15 protein-coding genes and 2 pseudogenes are annotated in these 18,655 nt (G+C 43.0%); 8 read left to right on the forward strand and 9 right to left on the reverse strand.

The features are described from left to right. Positions 1–496: 496 nt before the first annotated feature. Both RT422_RS12165 and RT422_RS12170 read right to left on the reverse strand, forming a co-directional pair. Positions 497–859, reverse strand: a pseudogene (locus RT422_RS12165) (glycine zipper domain-containing protein); the annotation flags it as partial. Between the two features lie 66 nt (positions 860–925). Then, positions 926–1,390 (reverse strand): annotated as a pseudogene (locus tag RT422_RS12170) (hypothetical protein); the annotation flags it as partial. A gap of 488 nt (positions 1,391–1,878) precedes the next feature. Between RT422_RS12170 and guaA the strand changes: the two are divergent. Continuing rightward, positions 1,879–3,462, forward strand: a complete 1,584-nt coding sequence (gene guaA / locus RT422_RS09800) for a glutamine-hydrolyzing GMP synthase (protein ID WP_095356239.1) — start codon at positions 1,879–1,881, stop codon at positions 3,460–3,462. Between the two features lie 74 nt (positions 3,463–3,536). Here the strand turns inward: guaA and RT422_RS09805 are convergent, their stop codons facing one another. The 4 genes from RT422_RS09805 to erpA all read right to left on the reverse strand — a co-directional run bounded on the left by RT422_RS09805 (position 3,537) and on the right by erpA (position 7,048). After that, positions 3,537–4,061, reverse strand: coding sequence for a disulfide bond formation protein B (locus tag RT422_RS09805; protein ID WP_284034831.1), 525 nt, complete (start codon positions 4,059–4,061; stop codon positions 3,537–3,539). A gap of 134 nt (positions 4,062–4,195) precedes the next feature. Next, positions 4,196–5,761 (reverse strand): glutamate--cysteine ligase, encoded by a 1,566-nt coding sequence (gshA, locus tag RT422_RS09810; protein WP_007117438.1) that lies wholly within the window; start codon positions 5,759–5,761, stop codon positions 4,196–4,198. A 214-nt stretch (positions 5,762–5,975) separates the two neighbouring features. Continuing rightward, a complete protein-coding gene (locus RT422_RS09815) occupies positions 5,976–6,332 on the reverse strand; it encodes a hypothetical protein (protein ID WP_050326054.1) in 357 nt (118 codons plus the stop codon). Positions 6,333–6,715: 383 nt separating this feature from the next. Further along, positions 6,716–7,048 (reverse strand): iron-sulfur cluster insertion protein ErpA, encoded by a 333-nt coding sequence (erpA, locus tag RT422_RS09820; protein ID WP_050326059.1) that lies wholly within the window; start codon positions 7,046–7,048, stop codon positions 6,716–6,718. 132 nt (positions 7,049–7,180) lie between these two features. Between erpA and RT422_RS09825 the strand changes: the two genes are divergently transcribed. Further along, the gene (locus RT422_RS09825; RefSeq protein ID WP_284034830.1) at positions 7,181–9,154 is read left to right on the forward strand and encodes an ATP-binding cassette domain-containing protein; all 1,974 of its coding nucleotides are present in this window, start codon (positions 7,181–7,183) and stop codon (positions 9,152–9,154) included. A 48-nt stretch (positions 9,155–9,202) separates the two neighbouring features. On the opposite strand, the gene RT422_RS09830 is transcribed toward RT422_RS09825, so the two are convergent. Beyond that, positions 9,203–9,949, reverse strand: coding sequence for a glutathione peroxidase (locus RT422_RS09830; protein WP_284034829.1), 747 nt, complete (start codon positions 9,947–9,949; stop codon positions 9,203–9,205). 279 nt (positions 9,950–10,228) lie between these two features. Between RT422_RS09830 and RT422_RS09835 the strand changes: the two genes are divergently transcribed. Then, positions 10,229–10,717 carry a YajQ family cyclic di-GMP-binding protein gene (locus RT422_RS09835; protein WP_036591734.1) on the forward strand — a complete coding sequence of 163 codons (489 nt, stop codon included), beginning with the start codon at positions 10,229–10,231 and terminating at the stop codon, positions 10,715–10,717. Positions 10,718–10,796: 79 nt separating this feature from the next. Here the strand turns inward: RT422_RS09835 and hisB are convergent, their stop codons facing one another. Both hisB and def read right to left on the reverse strand, forming a co-directional pair. After that, positions 10,797–11,399 (reverse strand): imidazoleglycerol-phosphate dehydratase HisB, encoded by a 603-nt coding sequence (gene hisB, locus RT422_RS09840; protein ID WP_007117432.1) that lies wholly within the window; start codon positions 11,397–11,399, stop codon positions 10,797–10,799. Positions 11,400–11,421: 22 nt separating this feature from the next. Next, positions 11,422–11,952: a peptide deformylase gene (gene def, locus RT422_RS09845; RefSeq protein WP_313422095.1), complete on the reverse strand. Its 531-nt coding sequence runs from the start codon at positions 11,950–11,952 to the stop codon at positions 11,422–11,424. Positions 11,953–12,334: 382 nt separating this feature from the next. Between def and RT422_RS09850 the strand changes: the two genes are divergently transcribed. The 5 genes from RT422_RS09850 (at position 12,335) to dnaK (ending at position 18,370) form a co-directional block, all read left to right on the forward strand. Further along, positions 12,335–13,438 carry a LysM peptidoglycan-binding domain-containing protein gene (locus tag RT422_RS09850; RefSeq protein WP_313422096.1) on the forward strand — a complete coding sequence of 368 codons (1,104 nt, stop codon included), beginning with the start codon at positions 12,335–12,337 and terminating at the stop codon, positions 13,436–13,438. A gap of 169 nt (positions 13,439–13,607) precedes the next feature. Further along, entirely contained in the window at positions 13,608–14,837 is a 1,230-nt protein-coding gene (gene dprA, locus RT422_RS09855) for a DNA-processing protein DprA (RefSeq protein ID WP_096488247.1), read from the forward strand. Between the two features lie 49 nt (positions 14,838–14,886). Further along, positions 14,887–15,492, forward strand: a complete 606-nt coding sequence (locus RT422_RS09860; RefSeq protein ID WP_284034826.1) for an L-threonylcarbamoyladenylate synthase — start codon at positions 14,887–14,889, stop codon at positions 15,490–15,492. A 212-nt stretch (positions 15,493–15,704) separates the two neighbouring features. Then, positions 15,705–16,286 (forward strand): nucleotide exchange factor GrpE, encoded by a 582-nt coding sequence (gene grpE, locus RT422_RS09865; RefSeq protein WP_096488251.1) that lies wholly within the window; start codon positions 15,705–15,707, stop codon positions 16,284–16,286. 161 nt (positions 16,287–16,447) lie between these two features. Next, positions 16,448–18,370, forward strand: a complete 1,923-nt coding sequence (gene dnaK / locus RT422_RS09870; RefSeq protein WP_284034825.1) for a molecular chaperone DnaK — start codon at positions 16,448–16,450, stop codon at positions 18,368–18,370. Positions 18,371–18,655 lie beyond the last annotated feature (285 nt).

Consider the following 18,655-nt stretch of genomic DNA (forward strand, 5'->3'; position numbering starts at 1 on the left):
AGACTTCCAAATTAATGAAAGTCTTTTTTTATGTTGAGCTAGTTTAGTCGGAAGATTAACGCTTAATACGATACCAGGCATCACGTGCTGCTAGGCGAGCTTGATCCCAAGTCAAACGTGAATTACCTTTGAATTGTTCCCAATCATTGCGTAAATCATTTTCAACACTTTCAAACTCATTAGCGGTATTAAAATGATGACGGGCACGGTAACCATAATCATACGCTGAGCGATAGTCGGTATCGTAATCATAGCCTTGGGTATAGTAAGTCGTGGTATTGTAGTTATTGCGCCAGTAGGTATCTTCTTCTGTATTACCTTCAAGCGTATTTGCTACGGCATTACCTGTGGCTGCACCTGCTACGGCACCAATTGCACCACCCACCACTGAACCTACGGGACCACCTACCGCACCAATCGCTGCGCCTGTAGCGGCACCGGCTGCCATACCTGTACCACTGGCAACAGGGTTAGCTTCTTTACGTTGTTCGCCTGCTTCAGTTGGATTGACTGCTTCACCGACTTCATGACCTGCTGCCCCGCCAGCTACAGCGCCAATCGCGCCACCCACTAAGGTACCGACAGGACCCGCTACTGAACCAACGGCTGCACCGGCTGCGGCGCCACCTAGTGCCCCAGAACCACTGGCAACTGGATGAGGTTTTTCGTAAGCATCTTCAGCAGTAGTAGGATTGACTGCTTCACCAACTTCATGACCTGCAGCACTACCTGCTACTGCGCCGATAGCGCCACCCACTAAGGTACCAACAGGACCGGCTACTGAACCAACGGCTGCACCTGCTGCGGCACCACCTAATGCACCTGTACCAGTAGCAACAGGATGACCTTTTTCTTCACCTTCTGCATAGCCATCCACCGTACGAAGACGTGGTGAATATTCTTGACCAGCAATACGCGCGTCTGTTCTATCCCAACCATCACGAATGGCTTCTTTGGCATCTTCCCATGCAAGACGTGAATTACCTTTTACTTCATGCCAGCTACGTTCAAGGTCTGATTCAACACTGTCAAACGTTGTACCGGCTGGGTATTTTGCACGATTGGCATAACCGACGGCATAAGCTGGTTGATAGTCAGTGGTATAATCATAACCATCTTTATAGTAGGTTGTTTGTGAATAGGTATCGTTCCAATAAGTATCTTCGATAGTTGGATCAATCGCTTCACCTGCGGCGTGACCTGCAGCACCACCAGCGATTGCACCAATTGCGCCGCCGATTAACATACCTAATGGACCACCAATAGCACCGATAGCTGCACCTGCAGCTGCACCACCCATACCGCCTACTGCAGTACCAATTGGGTGTGAGCCTGGCTCACCAGTGATAGGGTCGCGGTTTAAGTCTGAATTATTAATATTATCTACCATGATTGTATCCTCATTTGAAGTTTTTTTATCCAAGCCATACTAGTATTTAGAAAAAATTGTTAATACGGCTATTATTTTTATTGTCGAAAAACGATTAAACGTGACATTAACTTAAAATCAATAAATTAAAATCAATTTTTCGTAAACCCGTTTTCGGTTATTACTGTTTCATAATAATAAATTTTTGCGGCCCGTCTGTAGCAGTATGAGCAATTTTTTCGTAGAGTTTGGTAAACCTAAAGCCTATTAGATGAGGTTTGTGTAACAAAGATAATCAATTGGTGAAAGCGATACAAAAAAAACGCAATTAATGACCGTTTATCATAGAAATTTTTTAGAGAAAATTTTACTTAAAACATTCATGTAGCCATTTTTCAGTCTATAAAAATCAGCAAATAAAGCCGTTAATTGGTACAATACCCATAAATTTTTGAAACCTGTTAGCATTGGTTTAATTAAGCTATTTATCCAAATTTAAAGAGGCTCGTATGTCAACATCCAACAACTCAATCAAACAAGACCGTATCTTGGTATTGGATTATGGTTCACAGTACAGTCAACTGATTGCGCGCCGCGTGCGTGAAGCAGGGGTATTCTGTGAAATGTACCCATACGATATTGACGCACAGCGCATTCACGACTTTGGTGCAAAAGGGGTTATTTTATCGGGCGGTCCAGAGAGCGTGTATGCAGAAAATAGCCCAAAAATTAATGACGCCGTATTTGATATCAATGTGCCGGTACTAGGCATTTGCTATGGTATGCAGGCGATGGCAGATCGGTTTGGTGGCAAAATTGAAGCCAGCAGTCACCAAGAGTTTGGCGCTGCTATCATTGAAAAAACCGCTCAAGATAGCTTCTTTAAAGGCATTGAAGATGAGCCCAACAAATTACACGTTTGGATGAGTCATGGCGATAAAGTTGTTGAGTTACCTGCAGGCTTTGAAGTGACTGCCAGAACCCCAAGCTGTCCAATTGCTGCGATGGCAAATGAAAGCAAGCATTATTATGGGGTGCAGTTTCATCCAGAAGTGACCCATACGCTGCAAGGTGAGGCATTGATTAGCCGATTTGTCCACCAAATCTGTGGCTGTGCCAATGCATGGACGCCGGATAACATCATTGAGATGCGTGTCGCCCAGTTAAAAGAACAAATTGGCGATGAGCAAGTATTGTTGGGACTTTCGGGCGGCGTTGATAGCTCGGTGGTAGCCGCACTGCTTCACAAAGCGATTGGCGAGCAGCTAACCTGTGTGTTTGTTGATAATGGTTTGTTACGCCTACATGAAGGCGACCAAGTGATGCAAATCTTTGCTGAAAACATGGGCGTTAAAGTCATTCGCGTGGATGCTGAAGAACGTTTTTTGACCGCATTAGCCGGTGTTAGTGATCCAGAAGCCAAACGTAAAATCATTGGCAAAACCTTTATCGATGTGTTTGCAGATACGGCACGTGAACTGTCGGGTGAGGGCAAAGGCATTCAATTCTTAGCACAAGGGACCATTTATCCCGATGTCATTGAATCTGCAAAAAGTCACCAAGGCAAAGCGCATGTGATCAAGTCGCACCACAATGTCGGTGGCTTGCCAGACGATTTGCAGTTCAAACTCATTGAACCCTTACGTGATCTGTTTAAAGATGAAGTGCGTAAGCTCGGCGTGACATTAGGGTTACCTGAAAAGATGATTTATCGTCATCCTTTCCCAGGTCCAGGTCTAGGCGTGCGTATCTTGGGTGAAGTGAAAAAAGAATATGCCGATATTTTGCGTCAAGCCGATGCCATCTTTATGCAAGAGTTGGAAAAATCTGGTTGGTATGAGAAAACCGCACAAGCGTTTGCCGTGTTCCAACCTGTAAAATCAGTGGGCGTGGTCGGTGATGGTCGCCGCTATGCGTGGGTGATTGCATTACGGGCGGTTGAAACCATTGACTTTATGACAGCACGTTTTGCCCATTTACCGTATGATTTGATTGAAACAGTGTCCAATCGCATCATGAATGAAATCAAAGAGGTATCACGTGTGACCTACGATATCTCAAGTAAGCCACCAGCGACCATTGAATGGGAATAAAGGGACTAAAAAAGCTAATAAAAAAGGCGATTGATTATCGCCTTTTTTATGGGTTTAAACCACGACCGATAGTGTTATCGAGTATTGCTTTTACGGATCGCCAAAATAATCATTACCAATAAAATGCTAAAAAACCCCAAGGATAATTCTGGGATACTAAAGCCTAAAAACGTCCAGTCAATCACCGCGCACTCGCCAGAACCTTTAAATACTTCTTTCAGCACTTGGGCAATCGGCAACGTATCCATCCAATAGTCTAACCCAGGACCACATGAGGGGACTTGGTCAGGTGGCAGGTGTTGAATCCAGACATGGCGAATCGCCACAGCAATTGACCACAAAATGCCGAGCAGCGCGCCAAACATCAACAAAATCTTTGCCCAAGCTTGTTTTGGATTGAGCAAAAAGGCGATAAAGGCAAAAATCCCCATCACAATCAAACCCACTCGCTGAAAGATACACAGCGGACACGGGTCTAATTTTACCACCCCTTGCAAATAAAAATAGGCGAAACTCATGCCAATAATGCTGGCTAACGTCAATAGTCCTGTCAGTCCCCGATAACTTAACAAGCTGTGGGTCAATGAAGCATCACGCATAAAAAAACCATCAAACAATTTAGTGAAAAAGAATAAGCCAAACAATAGCGCTTAGAATTTTAGAAATTTAACCCTATAAAATAATCAGCGCAACGATACCTGCTAACTGGCACCTGATAACTAGCACCTACTAATTAGCGAAATTGACCTACATATGCATAAAAATCTTGTGTGTCATTCTGCTCGATATCAGCCTGCTCACGCACAGAGTCTTTGGCAAGCTGCTCGAAGTAAGTCATTTGCTCAGGGACCAATCCTTGATGTCTTAAGCGATTGGCATGCATTTGCGCCAGTGACTTACCAAACTGCCAGCTACTATCAAAGCGTTCGGTATCGGCTAATACTTGTGCTGATAGGGTATTGTCGGGATTTTGCGCTTTTGCCATCATTGATTGCCACGCGTTGCGGTAATCATTACTACCATAGGTGACATCTAAGAGTTCTGATAGCTTACGCATACCTAGCAAATGCTGTACTAGCCAGTCTTTAAATGCGACTTGCCCTGCTAGTGTATCAATCATTAAGTTTGGCTCGCGCCCTTGATTGACAATTTTTTCTTGGTTTTGAGCAAGTAGGGCATCTTCATCGGGCAATAAGTCAGGACTATCTAGCAATAGGCAGTACAATGCTAAAATTTCCATAAAACAGGCGGTATTTAAGCTGATACCGATTTCGCTATACGGATCTAAGTCAATCGCTCGGAGTTCCACATAAGCGATACCGCGCTTGGCTAAGGCATCACTGGGGTTTTCGCCAGGTTGGGTGATTTGTTTGGGTCGAATCGGGCTGTAGTACTCGTTTTCAATCTGCAAAATATGGTCATTGATTTGAATGGGGTAGCCGTTGTCGTCATCGAGTCCCAACGCGCTAAAATTAGGATGCGGCGTGTGGATGGCATTACGCAAACCAGCGACATATTCATCAAGACTGTTGTAGCGGATATCTAAATCATCTTGTACGCTATTTTGGTAACCCAGTTTGCCCATACGCAGGGAAGTGGCGTTGGGTAAATAGTAAGTTGATGCGTTCATTGGCTTTAGCGGATGCTCGCGACCTTTTAAAAAACACGCGCACACGGCAGGACTTGCACCAACCAAATACAGCACCATACCACTTAGACGCTTGAAGTTACGAATCAGACCCAAGTATTTTTCATTTTTAAATTCAGTTAATGACTGGGTATCACCTAACTGCTGTTGCCAAGCGGTGAATAAATTATCACCAAATGATAAATTATAATGCAATCCTGCTATGGTCTGCATACGGCGACCATAGCGAATACCCAAGCCGTGACGATAGAGGGTTTTTAATCTACCTGAGTTTGAGGTGCCATAGTCTGCCAGCAAAATATCTTCATCGTCCGAAATCATACAAGGCATCGACATCGACCAAAACAGCTCATCATCGGTCAAAGCATTTTGAACCACAATATGCAAATCACGCAGCATATCAAGCGCTTCTTTCACCGTGGGTTTTGGCTCAGTAATTAGCTCTAACAAGCTTTCGGCATAGTCAGTAGTGATAAAAGGGTGAGTGAGTTTTGAGCCAAGCTTGGCAGGGTGTGGGGTAGTGGCAATATATCCCTCAGGGCTCATACGTAAGCCTTCTTTTTCAATACCCCGGAGCATGCCATGAATGTTTTCAGCGGTTAGCCAAGTAGGTAGCTGCAAAGAAGTACAAGTTTGAGGCGCTTGAGTCATAGTTATCCTAATAGTATTTTTAATTGTGTGAAATTATGCCACCAAATTTAGGCAAACACTATCAAAATATCGTGATGACGAAATTACCAATTGCGATATTCGCCAAACGTAAAAAACCCACAGTAATAATACCGTGGGTATGATAAAAACTATCGTATTACTCGATTAACTGGTAATTTTTACCTGACATCTGTCACTTTTAATGAAAAAGGCATTAAGAGAAATCCAATTCAGTCTCAAACCCTTTTAATTCATGACGCGCCATGGCTAAGTTTGATTTTTGACGATCAAGTACTAGGTATAAGAATAGGTTTTCGTTACGGACTAGCGGACGGATTAAGTGATATTGTTTACTTAATGTGATTAGGATGTCTTCGATATTATCATTAAGGTTTAAAGCTTTAGAAGCTTTACGTTTTGCACGTACTACTTCAGTGTTTCCCGCTGCTGCAACTTCAAGGTCGATACCATTACCCGTTGTGGCAAGGGCTAGACCTGATTCGCTGTCAACCAATGCAGCTGCAATAAAACCATCGATGTTATTGAGTGAGTCTAAAGATAATTTAGCCATGATAAGCTCCTTGGTATTATTAAATTAATAATAAAGATTGCTTAATTATCATTGCTTAGCTAACAAACTTAAATCATTAACACATTTAACGTTAAGTAATTAACAAGAATAAATTAATGTCAACCTATATTAGGGTACTTGATGATAACACTTAGGTGTTATTACGCTGTAGATCACACCATTATTATGGATAAAGGCTGACAACACAAATAAAATCTGATAAACGCTAAAAAAATGTAGATGATTTTGTTCAAAGGTAACAAATACAGGATAAACGCAAATTAAAAGGCTAAACTTAACAGTTACTTACTATATTTAAGCTAAAGCCTTTTAATCATTCAAATAAACTAGGTAAAAAACCACAGTAAAATTAGCCAGTAAAGCTAGATAGAAAATGACGAACCACAGCCACAAGTCGTAGTGGCGTTTGGATTGTTGACGGTAAAACGTGAGCCTTCTAATCCTTCCACATAATCAATGGTTGAGCCATGTAGATATTGGTAGCTCAAACTATCAACGACCAGTGCTACATCATCGTTGCTAAAGGTAGCATCATCATCGCCCAAGTTCTCTTCAAAATTAAAACCATACGAAAAACCCGAGCAGCCACCACCCGTCACATATACCCGCAGCATCAAGTCGTTATTGCCTTCTGAATCACGTAGGCTACGCACTTTTTTGGCAGCATTATCGGTCAAGGTCATGCCATCAACCATACTATCAGTTACGGTATCGCTCATCGGGGTATTCCTTATAAAAACTTTTTTCTTATTATGGGGTGCTTGCTTTATACTATCAAGAATTTTCCCATTTAATTTTAGTCAAATTTTTTGAGTTTTGAGCCGATTATGATAGAACTAAAAGATGCCAGTATTCGCCGTGATGGGCGGGTATTATTTAAAGATGTTAATTTGCAAATCCATCCAGGTTGGAAAATCGGGTTAACAGGCAACAATGGCACAGGTAAATCCAGTTTTTTTGCGACGCTATTGAACCAAAAAGGCGAAGGCGAATTGGCACTCGATACAGGCAGTCTATCGGTTCCCAACAGTTGGCAAATCGGTCATATGGCGCAAGAGATTGAAAGCACTGACCAGTCGGCAATAGATTTTGTGTTGAGTGGCGACAAAGAATACTTTGAGCTGCAAGATAAGATTAACCATCCAGATACTTTGTCAGAAGATGAGCTTGCCCATGTGCACGCGCGCTTCGATGATATCCATGGTTATAGTACCCCTGCAAAAGCCTCCCAAACCATGACAGGACTTGGATTTAATGTCGCCCAAGAAAGCCAACCTGTGAGTAGTTTTTCAGGGGGCTGGCGTATGCGCCTAAACCTTGCCAAAACCTTAATGAGCCGAGCAGATTTATTGCTGCTTGATGAACCGACCAATCACTTGGATTTGGATGCCATCTTGTGGCTTGAAGAATGGCTCAAAGCCTATGACGGCACGCTACTCATGATTTCGCATGACCAAGCGTTTTTGGATAATGTGGTGAGCAATATCTTGCACATTGAAAACCAGCAAATGACCCTTTATACAGGCAATTACAGCACCTTTGTGCGTACCCGCAGTGAGCGCTTAGCCCAGCAACAGCAACAGTTTGAAAAACAGCAAGAAACCCGTGCGCACCTTGAAGATTTTATCCGCCGTTTTAAAGCCAAAGCCTCCAAAGCCAAACAAGCACAAGCCCGTGTCAAACAGCTGGAACGGATGACCGAGCTAGCGCCTATCATGGCGGACAATCCGTTTCAATTTCGTTTCAAAGCCCCTGTGCAATTAACATCGCCATTATTGGTGCTAGACAATGCCAGTGTGGGTTACAACGGTGTCGCACTCATCGAGAACATTCGCCTACAAATTACCCCTGACAGCCGCATCGGTCTGCTAGGGATGAATGGCGCAGGCAAATCAACGGTTATTAAAGGCTTGGTGGGTGAGTTGCCTATCTTGTCTGGGACGCGTAAAGCCGCAGATAGTTTGGTACTAGGGTATTTTAACCAACACCAAATGGATAGCCTTGATGGCGAAGCATCACCCATGTTGATGCTGCAGCGTCTCGCAGGCAAAACCTCAGACGCTGATTTACGGGCGTTTTTAGGTAGTTTTGACTTTCGCGGTGAGCGCATTGATACCAAAAGCAAGTTATTCTCTGGCGGCGAGCGGGCAAGACTCACCCTTGCGCTCATCGTATGGCAGCGTCCCAATGTTTTGGTATTAGACGAGCCGACCAACCACCTAGATTTGGAAATGCGGCAAGCATTGAGCATGGCTTTGCAAGAATTTGAAGGGGCGGTCATTCTGGTGTCACATGACCGAGAAATGATAGCCAATGTTTGCGATGAGCTATATTTGGTGCATGATGGTCAATGTAACATCTTTGACAATGACATCGCTTATTATAGTCAGTGGTTATCACAGACCCGTAAACAGCAAGCCAAACAAGCGAACGACAATAAAAAGCTCGAAGACAAAAAATTAGCCGACCATAAAACAGATGTTTCACGTGAAACGTCTAACGTGCCCAATGCGTTATCCAAAGAAGAACAACGCAAAAAATCCGCTGAACAGCGTAAACTCACCGCGCCCATCCGTAAAAAAATCGAAAACGAGGAAAAGCAACTAGAAAAATTCATGGCGCAGTTGGGTGAGATCGAAGAAAAACTGGGTGATGCAGGTCTGTATGATGATAGCCGAAAAGCCGATTTGTTAACGTTGCTCGATGAGCAGACGGCATTAAAAAGTGAGATTGAAGCAGTGGAAGAGCAGGTGATGAATTTGATGATGACGCTTGAAGAGATGGAAAATAATTTTAACTAGCCAATAAAAAAGACAGCCTAGACTGTCTTTTTTTTATTTAATCAAACATTATTTTGCATCAGCAAAATATTTTTGTAAGTCATCATTACCACCGATGTGTTTGCCACCGATAAACACCTGTGGGGTAGTTTCACGACCAGTAATGGCTCGCACTGAGGTAATAGTAGCGTCTTTACCAAGTACAATTTCTTCAAACTTGAAGCCTTTTTGTGTTAACGTTTCTTTGGCTTTGGCACAATGTGGGCAACCAGGCTTGGTAAAAATTGAGACAGAGGGTTTGTCTTGCCAGTTTGGGTCAATATATTTAATCATGGTATCGGCATCTGATACTTCGTATGGGTCATCACTGCCGCTGTCTTGGGGTTCGTCAAAGATTTTGACGATTTTGCCATCATCCACCAGCATCGAATAACGCCATGAACGTTTGCCGAACCCAATTGCTGAGTCATCAATTAGGCGCCCCATTGCTTCAGTAAACTCACCGTTACCATCTGGAATCACGGTCACATTGCTACAGTCTTGGTCTTTTGCCCAAGCATTCATAACAAAGGTATCATTGACCGAGACACACACGATGTCATCAACGCCTAGTTTGGCAAATTCAGTTGCCAATTCGTTGTAGCGGGGTAAATGCAGTGATGAACACGTTGGTGTAAACGCCCCTGGTAATGCGAACAATACTACTTTTTTGCCTTTGAATAATTCATCTGTGCTAACATCTACCCATTTGCCTTGCTGTTGGGTATGAAAAGTCACGCTTGGCACTTGTTTGCCAATCATATCGCTAAACGCCATGTCCTACTCCTTATTATCGTAAATTGTTATATTACATTTTTTAGTAAATGACCTATTTGCTTACTCATTATACAAACAAATAAGGTAAAAAACTGTAATCAGCGTTATCAAAAAGTTAATCATTTTAATTAATATTTTGAAACATAATGAAATATATGATTTATTTTATACAATTATCTTTTGAGTAAATATTGGGTCAATTGTTAAAAATTGACAAAATCAGTTATGATAGGGCAGATTTTTTAGATTTTATTCAACAAATTTGATAAGGAAAACCTCATGCCATCATTTGACGTGGTTTCAGAATTACAGTTATTTGAAGTTAAACATGCCGTACAAAATACCGAGAAAGAAATCGCCACCCGTTTTGATTTTAAGGGCAGTGATATTAAAGTCGAACTCAATGAGAAAGACAAAAAAATCACCATCACCGCAGACAATGAGTTGCAGATGGAAAACGTGTATGCCATGCTTGAGAAAAACATGATAAAACGTGGGGTGGATTTGCAGTCGCTCGACCCACAGGATAATCAAGGTTCGGGCAAACAAATGAAAAAGGTAGTCAATCTCAAAGATGGACTTGATGGCGATACCGCCAAAAAAATCAGTAAGGCATTAAAAGAGTCGGACTTGAAAGTATCGGCAGCGATTCAAGGCGATAAAGTACGGGTCAATGATAAGAAAAAAGATACGCTACAGCAAGCGATGGCGTTTTTGAAAGAAAAGCAATTTGGTGTGCCCCTGCAATTTAATAATTTTAAGGACTAACACCCGAAAATTAGTACAAAACAACTAGCATAAAAAAAGCCCTCGTCTCAAACAGGGCTTTTATTTTTACAGTTTGCTATTAAAGACTTTCTTTTGTACTTGGCAATCTATCGAGTGCACGTTCATCATATTCCACTGCCATGCGCAGCGCACGAGCAAAGGCTTTAAAGGTACTTTCAATTTGGTGATGGCTGTTTTTGCCTTTCAAGTTATCCAAATGAATAGTTATCATGGCGTGATTGACAAAGCCATAAAAAAATTCACTGAACAAATCCACATCAAACCCACCAATCATCGCACGGGTAAACGGGATATCCATATGCAGTCCAGGGCGACCTGAAATATCCACTACCGCACGGCTGAGGCTTTCATCGAGCGGCGCATAAAAATGTCCATAACGCACGATGCCTTTTTTATCACCAATCGCTTGTTTGAAGGCTTGACCTAGCGTGATACCGACATCTTCGACGCTATGATGGTCGTCAATGTGGGTGTCGCCGTTACAGGTGATATCCATGTCAATTAAGCCATGACGTTTGATTTGGTCAAGCATATGGTCAAGAAATGGCACACCCGTGTCAATGCTGCCTTGACCTGTACCGTCAAGGTTGATAGACACGGTGATTTGGGTTTCGGCAGTATTTCGTGTTACGGTGGCGATACGCGATGGGCGAGTGGTCATGGTTTTCCCTTACAGTTAAAAATCACAATCTTTTATGTTCAGCATCTTTTTCACGTTGTTTGACAACTTTACGCACCTTATCACGTGCACGGTCTTGTTTGAGCTTGGATAAATAATCCACAAAAACTTTACCGTTTAAGTGGTCAATTTCATGTTGGATACATACGGCAAGTAGGCCTTGTGCTTCTTCAACAAACGGGTTGCCCTGCGCGTCGACAGCCTCAATTCTGACATGTTTGGGTCTATCGACTTTGTCATAATACTCGGGCACAGACAAACACCCTTCTTCGTAGCTATATAATTCATCGGCTAACGGGGTCACAATGGGATTGATAAACACCCGAGGCTGGCTGCCATCTTCAGATAAGTCCATCACTACCAATTGAATGTGCTCATCCACTTGCGTTGCCGCCAGACCTATACCTTTGGCGGCATACATGGTTTCGAACATATCATCAATCAAGGTTTTTAGGTCATCATCAAAGTGGGTAACAGGCTTGGCAAGGGTACGAAGCCTCGGGTCTGGGTAGTTTAAAATAGTACGTAAGGCCATAATGGGTCAACTTTTAATTTGGTTAATCTGGCAAAAATTCTCTAAAAAAATTGGCATAGGGTAACGCAAACGCTAAAGTTTGGCTACTATAACCTATATATAGGTGCAATCCAATCGCTTCACAATAGCAAATAATCAATGATAATTATTGAGTGATTAAAATCTACCAAAAACCAATTATTTAAAAAAACTATTTAAAGAGAATTAAAGAGAAAATTTATGAAGCCCCAATTATTTTATGCTATGCTAACCAAAATTTACATAGTGCAAATTATGGGTGATTTTGCGACACATAACACAACATTCGGCTATGATTTTTATAAGTGATGGTAAAGCATATGCCATTTTAAAGCGTTAAGCCGTTAACCTTGAGTATTGGGCTATGATGAACTATAACACCACGACAATGAAAAAATTATCCTTCGCTTTGTTGGCAACCCTAGGTATGACAGTGACTTCGCTAGCCGCTGCTAATAATCCGCCACCTCGTATCAAAGCCGATGCGCCCAACCGTTATGTGGTAAAAAAAGGTGATACGCTTTGGGATATCTCCGGTAAATTCTTAGAAAGTCCGTGGCGCTGGAAAGAAATTTGGGCGACTAATAAACAGATTCGTAATCCGCATCTGATTTATCCAAAAGATGTGATTATCTTATGTGTGATTAAAGGGCAAAAATTGGTCGGTGTAGATACGGGGGAAGGCTGTGCAGGCATTAAAAAAGCCATGAGCGCGCCAACCACTACAACCACCGTGGTGAGTGCTGCCGGTAGTATCCCTGCGATTCCTTTGACTGCCATTGAAACATGGCTTGAACGCAATATCATCGTATCGCCTGATGACTTTAAAACTACTCCCTATGTGCTGGCTTCAAAAGATAAAAACATTATCACAGGTGTCGGTAACAAAATTTATGCCAAAGGCGTGCCACTCATTGTGGGACAACGCTATGGCGTGTATCGTGAGGGCGAACCGTATGTTGACCCAACTACCCGTAAAGTCATCGGTCTTGAAGTCACCCAGGTTGCTGCAGGTATCGTCACTAGCGTAGCATCAAACGGTGTTTCTAGTATCGAGCTTAAAAAATCGTATGGTCAAGAAGTGCGCGAAGGTGACCGTGTATTTGTCGAAGTCGGTCAGTACTTGCCACCCGCTTTTTATCCAAAACCTGCCAGCGTTACTCGTGGCGGTCGCGTGATTCGTATTTTAAACTCAATTAGTAGTGCGGGTCGAGATGGGGTGATTGCCATTAATTTGGGCACCAGCCAAGGCGCTGAGCCAGGCGATGTGTTAACGGTTTATCAAAAAGGCGCTTTAGTCTTGGACGACTATTCATCCGTGAAAGGTGGGGCAGTACGGTTGCCAAGTGAGCAAATCGGTCATGTGATGGTATTTAAAGCATTTAACGATATTAGCTACGCTTATGTACTCGATGCAGAAGCACCAATTCATGAGCAAGATTTTTTATTGCCTGCGGTCGGCAACTAACGCTTTCGCTTACCTTTGCTTGCCCTTGGTTATGCTTGCTTGGCTTGGTAAGCGATTGTTCAAAAGCCAGTCACCTTGACTGGCTTTGCTGTCTTTAAAGTTTTTATCGTGAGAAAAATTTATAATAGCAAACACCATAAGCCATATACATGCCTAAGGAATATACGTGATGCAGGACTATCAGCCTAACCTAAACCCGGCGCAGCAGGCTGCCCTATTGTTATGGCATTTAGTGAACTTATCTGTACCTGTTTATAATAAGCTTGTAGCGCGTTTTGGTAGCGCTGAACAAGCGATTCAAGCCACGCTGGCAGATTGGCAAGCACTGGGCTTGCATGATAATCACCATAAACGCTTTGCTGAGTTTATCAGCGCCAGTCGAACCAGCCAATTTTTGAATGATACGCTATTAGAACTATCACAAGGGCAGTATGGTGTGGTGTTTGATAATGACCCTTTATATCCGAGTCAGTTAAAAAACATCTATGACCCACCCCCTTTGCTATTGTACCAAGGCAACTTATCTGCCTTAAGCCAACCACAATTGGCGATCGTTGGAAGTCGTAAACCTAGCCCACATGCCGAAAAAATTGCCTTTGATATGGCGCAATATTTGGCGCACGAAGGCTTATGGATCACCAGTGGCATGGCAGAAGGAATTGACAAACAAGCACATTTAGGTGCGTTAAGTTTACAGATGACGGCCACACAAGGTGGTACTATTGCGGTACTGGGCAATGGTATTAAACATTGTTATCCAAAAAATCACGCCAGCCTTAAAGCCCATATTATTGCGTCAGGTGGCTGCGTCATTAGTGAATTATTGCCTGATATGCCGAGCAATCGCTACCATTTTCCAAGGCGCAATCGTCTCGTCGCTGGGCTAAGTTTAGCAACTTTGGTTGTAGAAGCGGCTGCAAAAAGTGGCTCGCTCATCACGGCCAGAGAAGCCAACGAGCAAGGCAAACAAGTTTTTGCTATTCCTAGTCATATTGATAACCTCAACGCCAAAGGTTGCCACCAATTGATTCGTGAAGGTGCGACCTTGGTCGATCATCCATCACAAATTTTGGAAGATTTATCAATTTTTAAATCACCGATTGTCAAAGCCACCGAGGTTGAAACAGCGCCGATAGTTGCACAGGCAGTGAGCAATAGCCCTCAATTACCGTCCGAATCAGCACCAAAAACCCAGCCGCACCAAGCGACATTGGCGATGGATGTGCCCCCGCATTTGCAGACACTACTTAATCAACTCGATTGGGTCGGGCAAGATTTAGACAGCTTGGTCGATAAGACCCGCACCGATATTGCGACACTTATGGGCTGGCTGATTGAGCTTGAGCTAATGGGATTGGTGATGCAGCGCGGCGGTCTGTATATGCGCTGCCGCCCTTAATTTTGATAAGCGATAAGCAAAAAAAACTACAAAATAATCGAGGTATATAATGCAATTTAATGACACCCAGCTCGATGCAGTTCAGCAATTTCTACAAGCCGGCAATCTACTGGCTTATCCAACCGAAGCGGTGTGGGGAATCGGCTGTGACCCATTTAACGAAACCGCAGTGAAACAGATTTTAGCGATTAAACAACGTCCAATCGAAAAAGGTATGATTGTTATCACAGGCGATATCGCCCATATTCAGCCATTCTTACAGCCGTTACCACAGCAAGTAGTCGATAGCATTGCGGCAAGTTGGCAGTCTAGCGATGCACAAGCCACCACTTGGTTGTTACCGATTCCTGCATCATTGCAAGGCAAAATCCCCGAGTGGGTCACAGGTGGGCGAGATAGCTTAGCCATACGGGTGATTAGCCATCCGATGATTGCCGAACTTTGCAATCACATCGCCCATGTAGACAACAATAACCCGTTTGGATTTTTGGTATCCACAAGTTGTAACCTATCTGGTCTAACACCTGCTACTGATTTCGCGGCTGCTTATCAATACTTTGGTGATGCCATCGGTTATTTACTCGGCGACACCCTTGGATTTGTTCGACCTAGCCAAATTTTTGATGCACTAACCCAACAACAAGTACGCGCTTAACACCTTGTTTTTGGCAATTTTTATCTTCTCATGTCATAAATACGCAAATTTAGTGTGGATTTCATAGGAAAAACGCCATTTTGACCCGCAAATAATGCGAATCACTCTTGAAATCAAAGGGATTAACCATTATCAAAGCCAATAACTTTAACTGTTTTAATGTGTAACTGTTACCTTGGTGACGGTTACTTTGATAATAGGAGTGATGATTGATGAATTCAGCTGATAACAACCAAAATACGCAACCGCAAAATCAAACTGACGCCGTCTCAACGGAGTTAAAAGATGCCATGGAACAGTTTGAGCCAAGTAACGAGCAAAAAACCATTCCTAGCGACATTAATTTGAGCACTTACGAGCAGCGTATTGCCGAGCTTGAAGGTCAAGTCAAAGAAGCCAAAGAAGCCCATGCCCGTGCCAATGCTGAAGCCTACAATGCGCGCAACCGCATGGAGCAAGAAACCGAAAAAACCAAAAAATTTGCCTTAGAAAAGTTTGCCAAAGACCTATTAGAAACCGTGGATAACCTTGAACGTGCAATTGAAAGTAGCCAATCTGACAATGATCCCGTGCTTGAAGGCGTCAAACTTACCCACAAATCGCTGCTTACGGTGCTAGAAAGATACGGCGTAAAAGTGGTCGATCCACAAGGCGAAACATTCAATGCTGACCTGCATGAAGCCGTGGGTATCGACCCAGAGGCAAGCGCCAACCAAGTCGGTCAAGTACTACAAAAAGGTTATACGCTAAATGAGCGTTTATTGCGCCCAGCCATGGTTCGCGTGGGCAGCTAGTAGGCAAGCAGTAAACAACGGATTGACCGATTGGTAACAAGCGTAGCAAAAAACTTTTGCTAACTGCTTGAAAAAAACCCTCGGTAAACCGATATAAAAATACAAGACAACGTGGTGCTCATCACCACTTACCATCAAAATAAAAATTGGAGAATTTAATTATGGCTAAAATTATTGGTATTGACTTAGGTACAACCAACTCATGTGTTGCAGTGATGGAAGGTGACAAAGTTAAAGTCATCGACAATGCTGAAGGCGCACGTACCACCCCATCAATCGTTGCTTATAAAGATGACGGGGAAATCCTAGTCGGTCAATCAGCCAAGCGCCAAGCGGTAACCAACCCACAAAATACCTTATTTGCTATCAAACGTTTGATTGGTCGCAAGTTTGAAGATAAAGTCGTGCAAAAAGACATCGGTATGGTGCCATATAAAATTGTCAAAGCTGACAATGGCGACGCTTGGGTTGACATCAACGGTAAAAAATTAGCACCACCTCAAATCTCTGCTGAAGTTTTGAAGAAAATGAAAAAAACTGCAGAAGATTATCTGGGTGAAAACGTCACTGAAGCGGTAGTAACGGTACCTGCTTACTTTAATGACAGCCAACGTCAAGCCACTAAAGACGCAGGTAAAATCGCAGGTCTTGATGTCAAACGTATTATCAACGAACCTACAGCGGCAGCTTTAGCCTACGGTATGGACAAAAAAGGCGGGGCAGACCGTAAGATTGCGGTTTATGACTTAGGTGGTGGTACTTTCGATATTTCAATCATCGAAATCGCAGACGTTGATGGCGAGCAGCAATTTGAAGTGCTTTCAACCAATGGTGACACCTTCTTAGGCGGAGAAGACTTTGACCTAACCTTAATCGACTACTTGGTTGAAGAATTTAAAAAAGAAAACAGTGTGAACCTAAAAGGTGACCCACTGGCGATGCAGCGTCTAAAAGAAGCGGCAGAAAAAGCGAAAATCGAGCTTTCAAGCTCACAAAGCACGGATATTAACTTACCGTATATCACTGCCGATGCCACAGGTCCAAAACACTTAGTGGTAAACGTAACCCGTGCCAAGTTAGAAAGCTTAACTGAAGCGCTTGTCAACCGTACCATTGAGCCTTGTAAAATCGCACTGAGCGACGCGGGCTTAAAAGCGTCTGATATTGATGACGTTATCTTGGTGGGTGGTCAAAGCCGTATGCCACTGGTGCAACAGCGTGTTCAAGAATTCTTTGGTAAAGAACCTCGTAAAGATGTGAACCCTGATGAAGCCGTAGCGATGGGTGCAGCGATTCAAGGTGCGGTACTGTCTGGTGACAAAACTGACGTACTACTGCTTGATGTGACACCGTTAACCCTAGGCATCGAAACCATGGGCGGTGTGTTGACGCCAATCATCGAGAAAAACACCATGATTCCAACCAAGAAATCACAAGTGTTCTCTACAGCGGATGACAACCAACCAGCAGTAACTATTCAGGTCTACCAAGGTGAGCGTAAAATTGCCGCACAAAACAAATTGCTTGGACGTTTCGATTTGACCGATATTCCACCCGCACCGCGTGGCGTACCGCAAATTGAAGTTACCTTTGACATCAACGCTGACGGTATCATGAATATCTCGGCTAAAGACAAAGGTACGGGTAAAGCACAAAGTATCCAAATTAAAGCCGATTCAGGTCTATCAGATGCTGAAATTGAGCAGATGATTCGTGATGCTGAAGCTAATGCCGCTGAAGATGCCAAATTTGCTGAACTTGCGCAAGTACGTAACGAAGCAGATGGTCGTATTCATGGCGTGCAAAAAGCCATGAAAGATGCGGCTGACAAAGTAACCGATAGCGACAAAACCGCAGTAGAAGAAGCTATCAAAGCGCTAGAATTGGCTGTCAAAGAAGATAATCTAGAAGACATCAAGTCAAAACTTGAAGCCCTAGACAATGCCTTCTTACCGGTTAGTCAAAAAATCTACGCTGACGCAGGCGCTACTGCAGAAACGGGTGATGCACAGCCACAACAAACCCAGCAAGATGATGGGGTTGTCGATGCAGAATTCACCGAAGTAAAAGATGACAACAAATAATCAATTTACTGATTAGAGCATCAATAAAAATACCGCCGCAAGGCGGTATTTTTATTTTATTTAAAAATTTTAAGAAAAAGGTGTTGACACCCATTTAGATTCACGTATAATACGCCACCACTGAGCGACGAAGAGTTTACAAACAAGTAAAACAAATTACGAAGCTTAGCAAGAATTAAATAAAGCTTGACAGCGTAAAACAAAACGTATTACAATATCAAGCTCACCATATGATAGACGATATCTTTGGTACACTAAATAACAACAAACACAAGAACAACTTGT

The sequence above is a fragment of the Moraxella sp. CTOTU49803 genome (assembly GCF_032097965.1).
GTDB lineage: Bacteria > Pseudomonadota > Gammaproteobacteria > Pseudomonadales > Moraxellaceae > Faucicola > Faucicola tetraodonis.

Excerpts from the sequence above, each read along its gene's own strand:
- guaA (WP_095356239.1), top strand. The coding sequence starts at position 1,879 with ATGTCAACATCCAACAACTCAATCAAACAAGACCGTATCTTGGTATTG.
- RT422_RS09805 (WP_284034831.1), bottom strand. The coding sequence starts at position 4,061 with ATGCGTGATGCTTCATTGACCCACAGCTTGTTAAGTTATCGGGGACTG.
- gshA (WP_007117438.1), bottom strand. The coding sequence starts at position 5,761 with ATGACTCAAGCGCCTCAAACTTGTACTTCTTTGCAGCTACCTACTTGG.
- RT422_RS09815 (WP_050326054.1), bottom strand. The coding sequence starts at position 6,332 with ATGGCTAAATTATCTTTAGACTCACTCAATAACATCGATGGTTTTATT.
- erpA (WP_050326059.1), bottom strand. The coding sequence starts at position 7,048 with ATGGTTGATGGCATGACCTTGACCGATAATGCTGCCAAAAAAGTGCGT.
- RT422_RS09825 (WP_284034830.1), top strand. The coding sequence starts at position 7,181 with ATGATAGAACTAAAAGATGCCAGTATTCGCCGTGATGGGCGGGTATTA.
- RT422_RS09830 (WP_284034829.1), bottom strand. The coding sequence starts at position 9,949 with ATGGCGTTTAGCGATATGATTGGCAAACAAGTGCCAAGCGTGACTTTT.
- RT422_RS09835 (WP_036591734.1), top strand. The coding sequence starts at position 10,229 with ATGCCATCATTTGACGTGGTTTCAGAATTACAGTTATTTGAAGTTAAA.
- hisB (WP_007117432.1), bottom strand. The coding sequence starts at position 11,399 with ATGACCACTCGCCCATCGCGTATCGCCACCGTAACACGAAATACTGCC.
- def (WP_313422095.1), bottom strand. The coding sequence starts at position 11,952 with ATGGCCTTACGTACTATTTTAAACTACCCAGACCCGAGGCTTCGTACC.
- RT422_RS09850 (WP_313422096.1), top strand. The coding sequence starts at position 12,335 with ATGATGAACTATAACACCACGACAATGAAAAAATTATCCTTCGCTTTG.
- dprA (WP_096488247.1), top strand. The coding sequence starts at position 13,608 with ATGCAGGACTATCAGCCTAACCTAAACCCGGCGCAGCAGGCTGCCCTA.
- RT422_RS09860 (WP_284034826.1), top strand. The coding sequence starts at position 14,887 with ATGCAATTTAATGACACCCAGCTCGATGCAGTTCAGCAATTTCTACAA.
- grpE (WP_096488251.1), top strand. The coding sequence starts at position 15,705 with ATGAATTCAGCTGATAACAACCAAAATACGCAACCGCAAAATCAAACT.
- dnaK (WP_284034825.1), top strand. The coding sequence starts at position 16,448 with ATGGCTAAAATTATTGGTATTGACTTAGGTACAACCAACTCATGTGTT.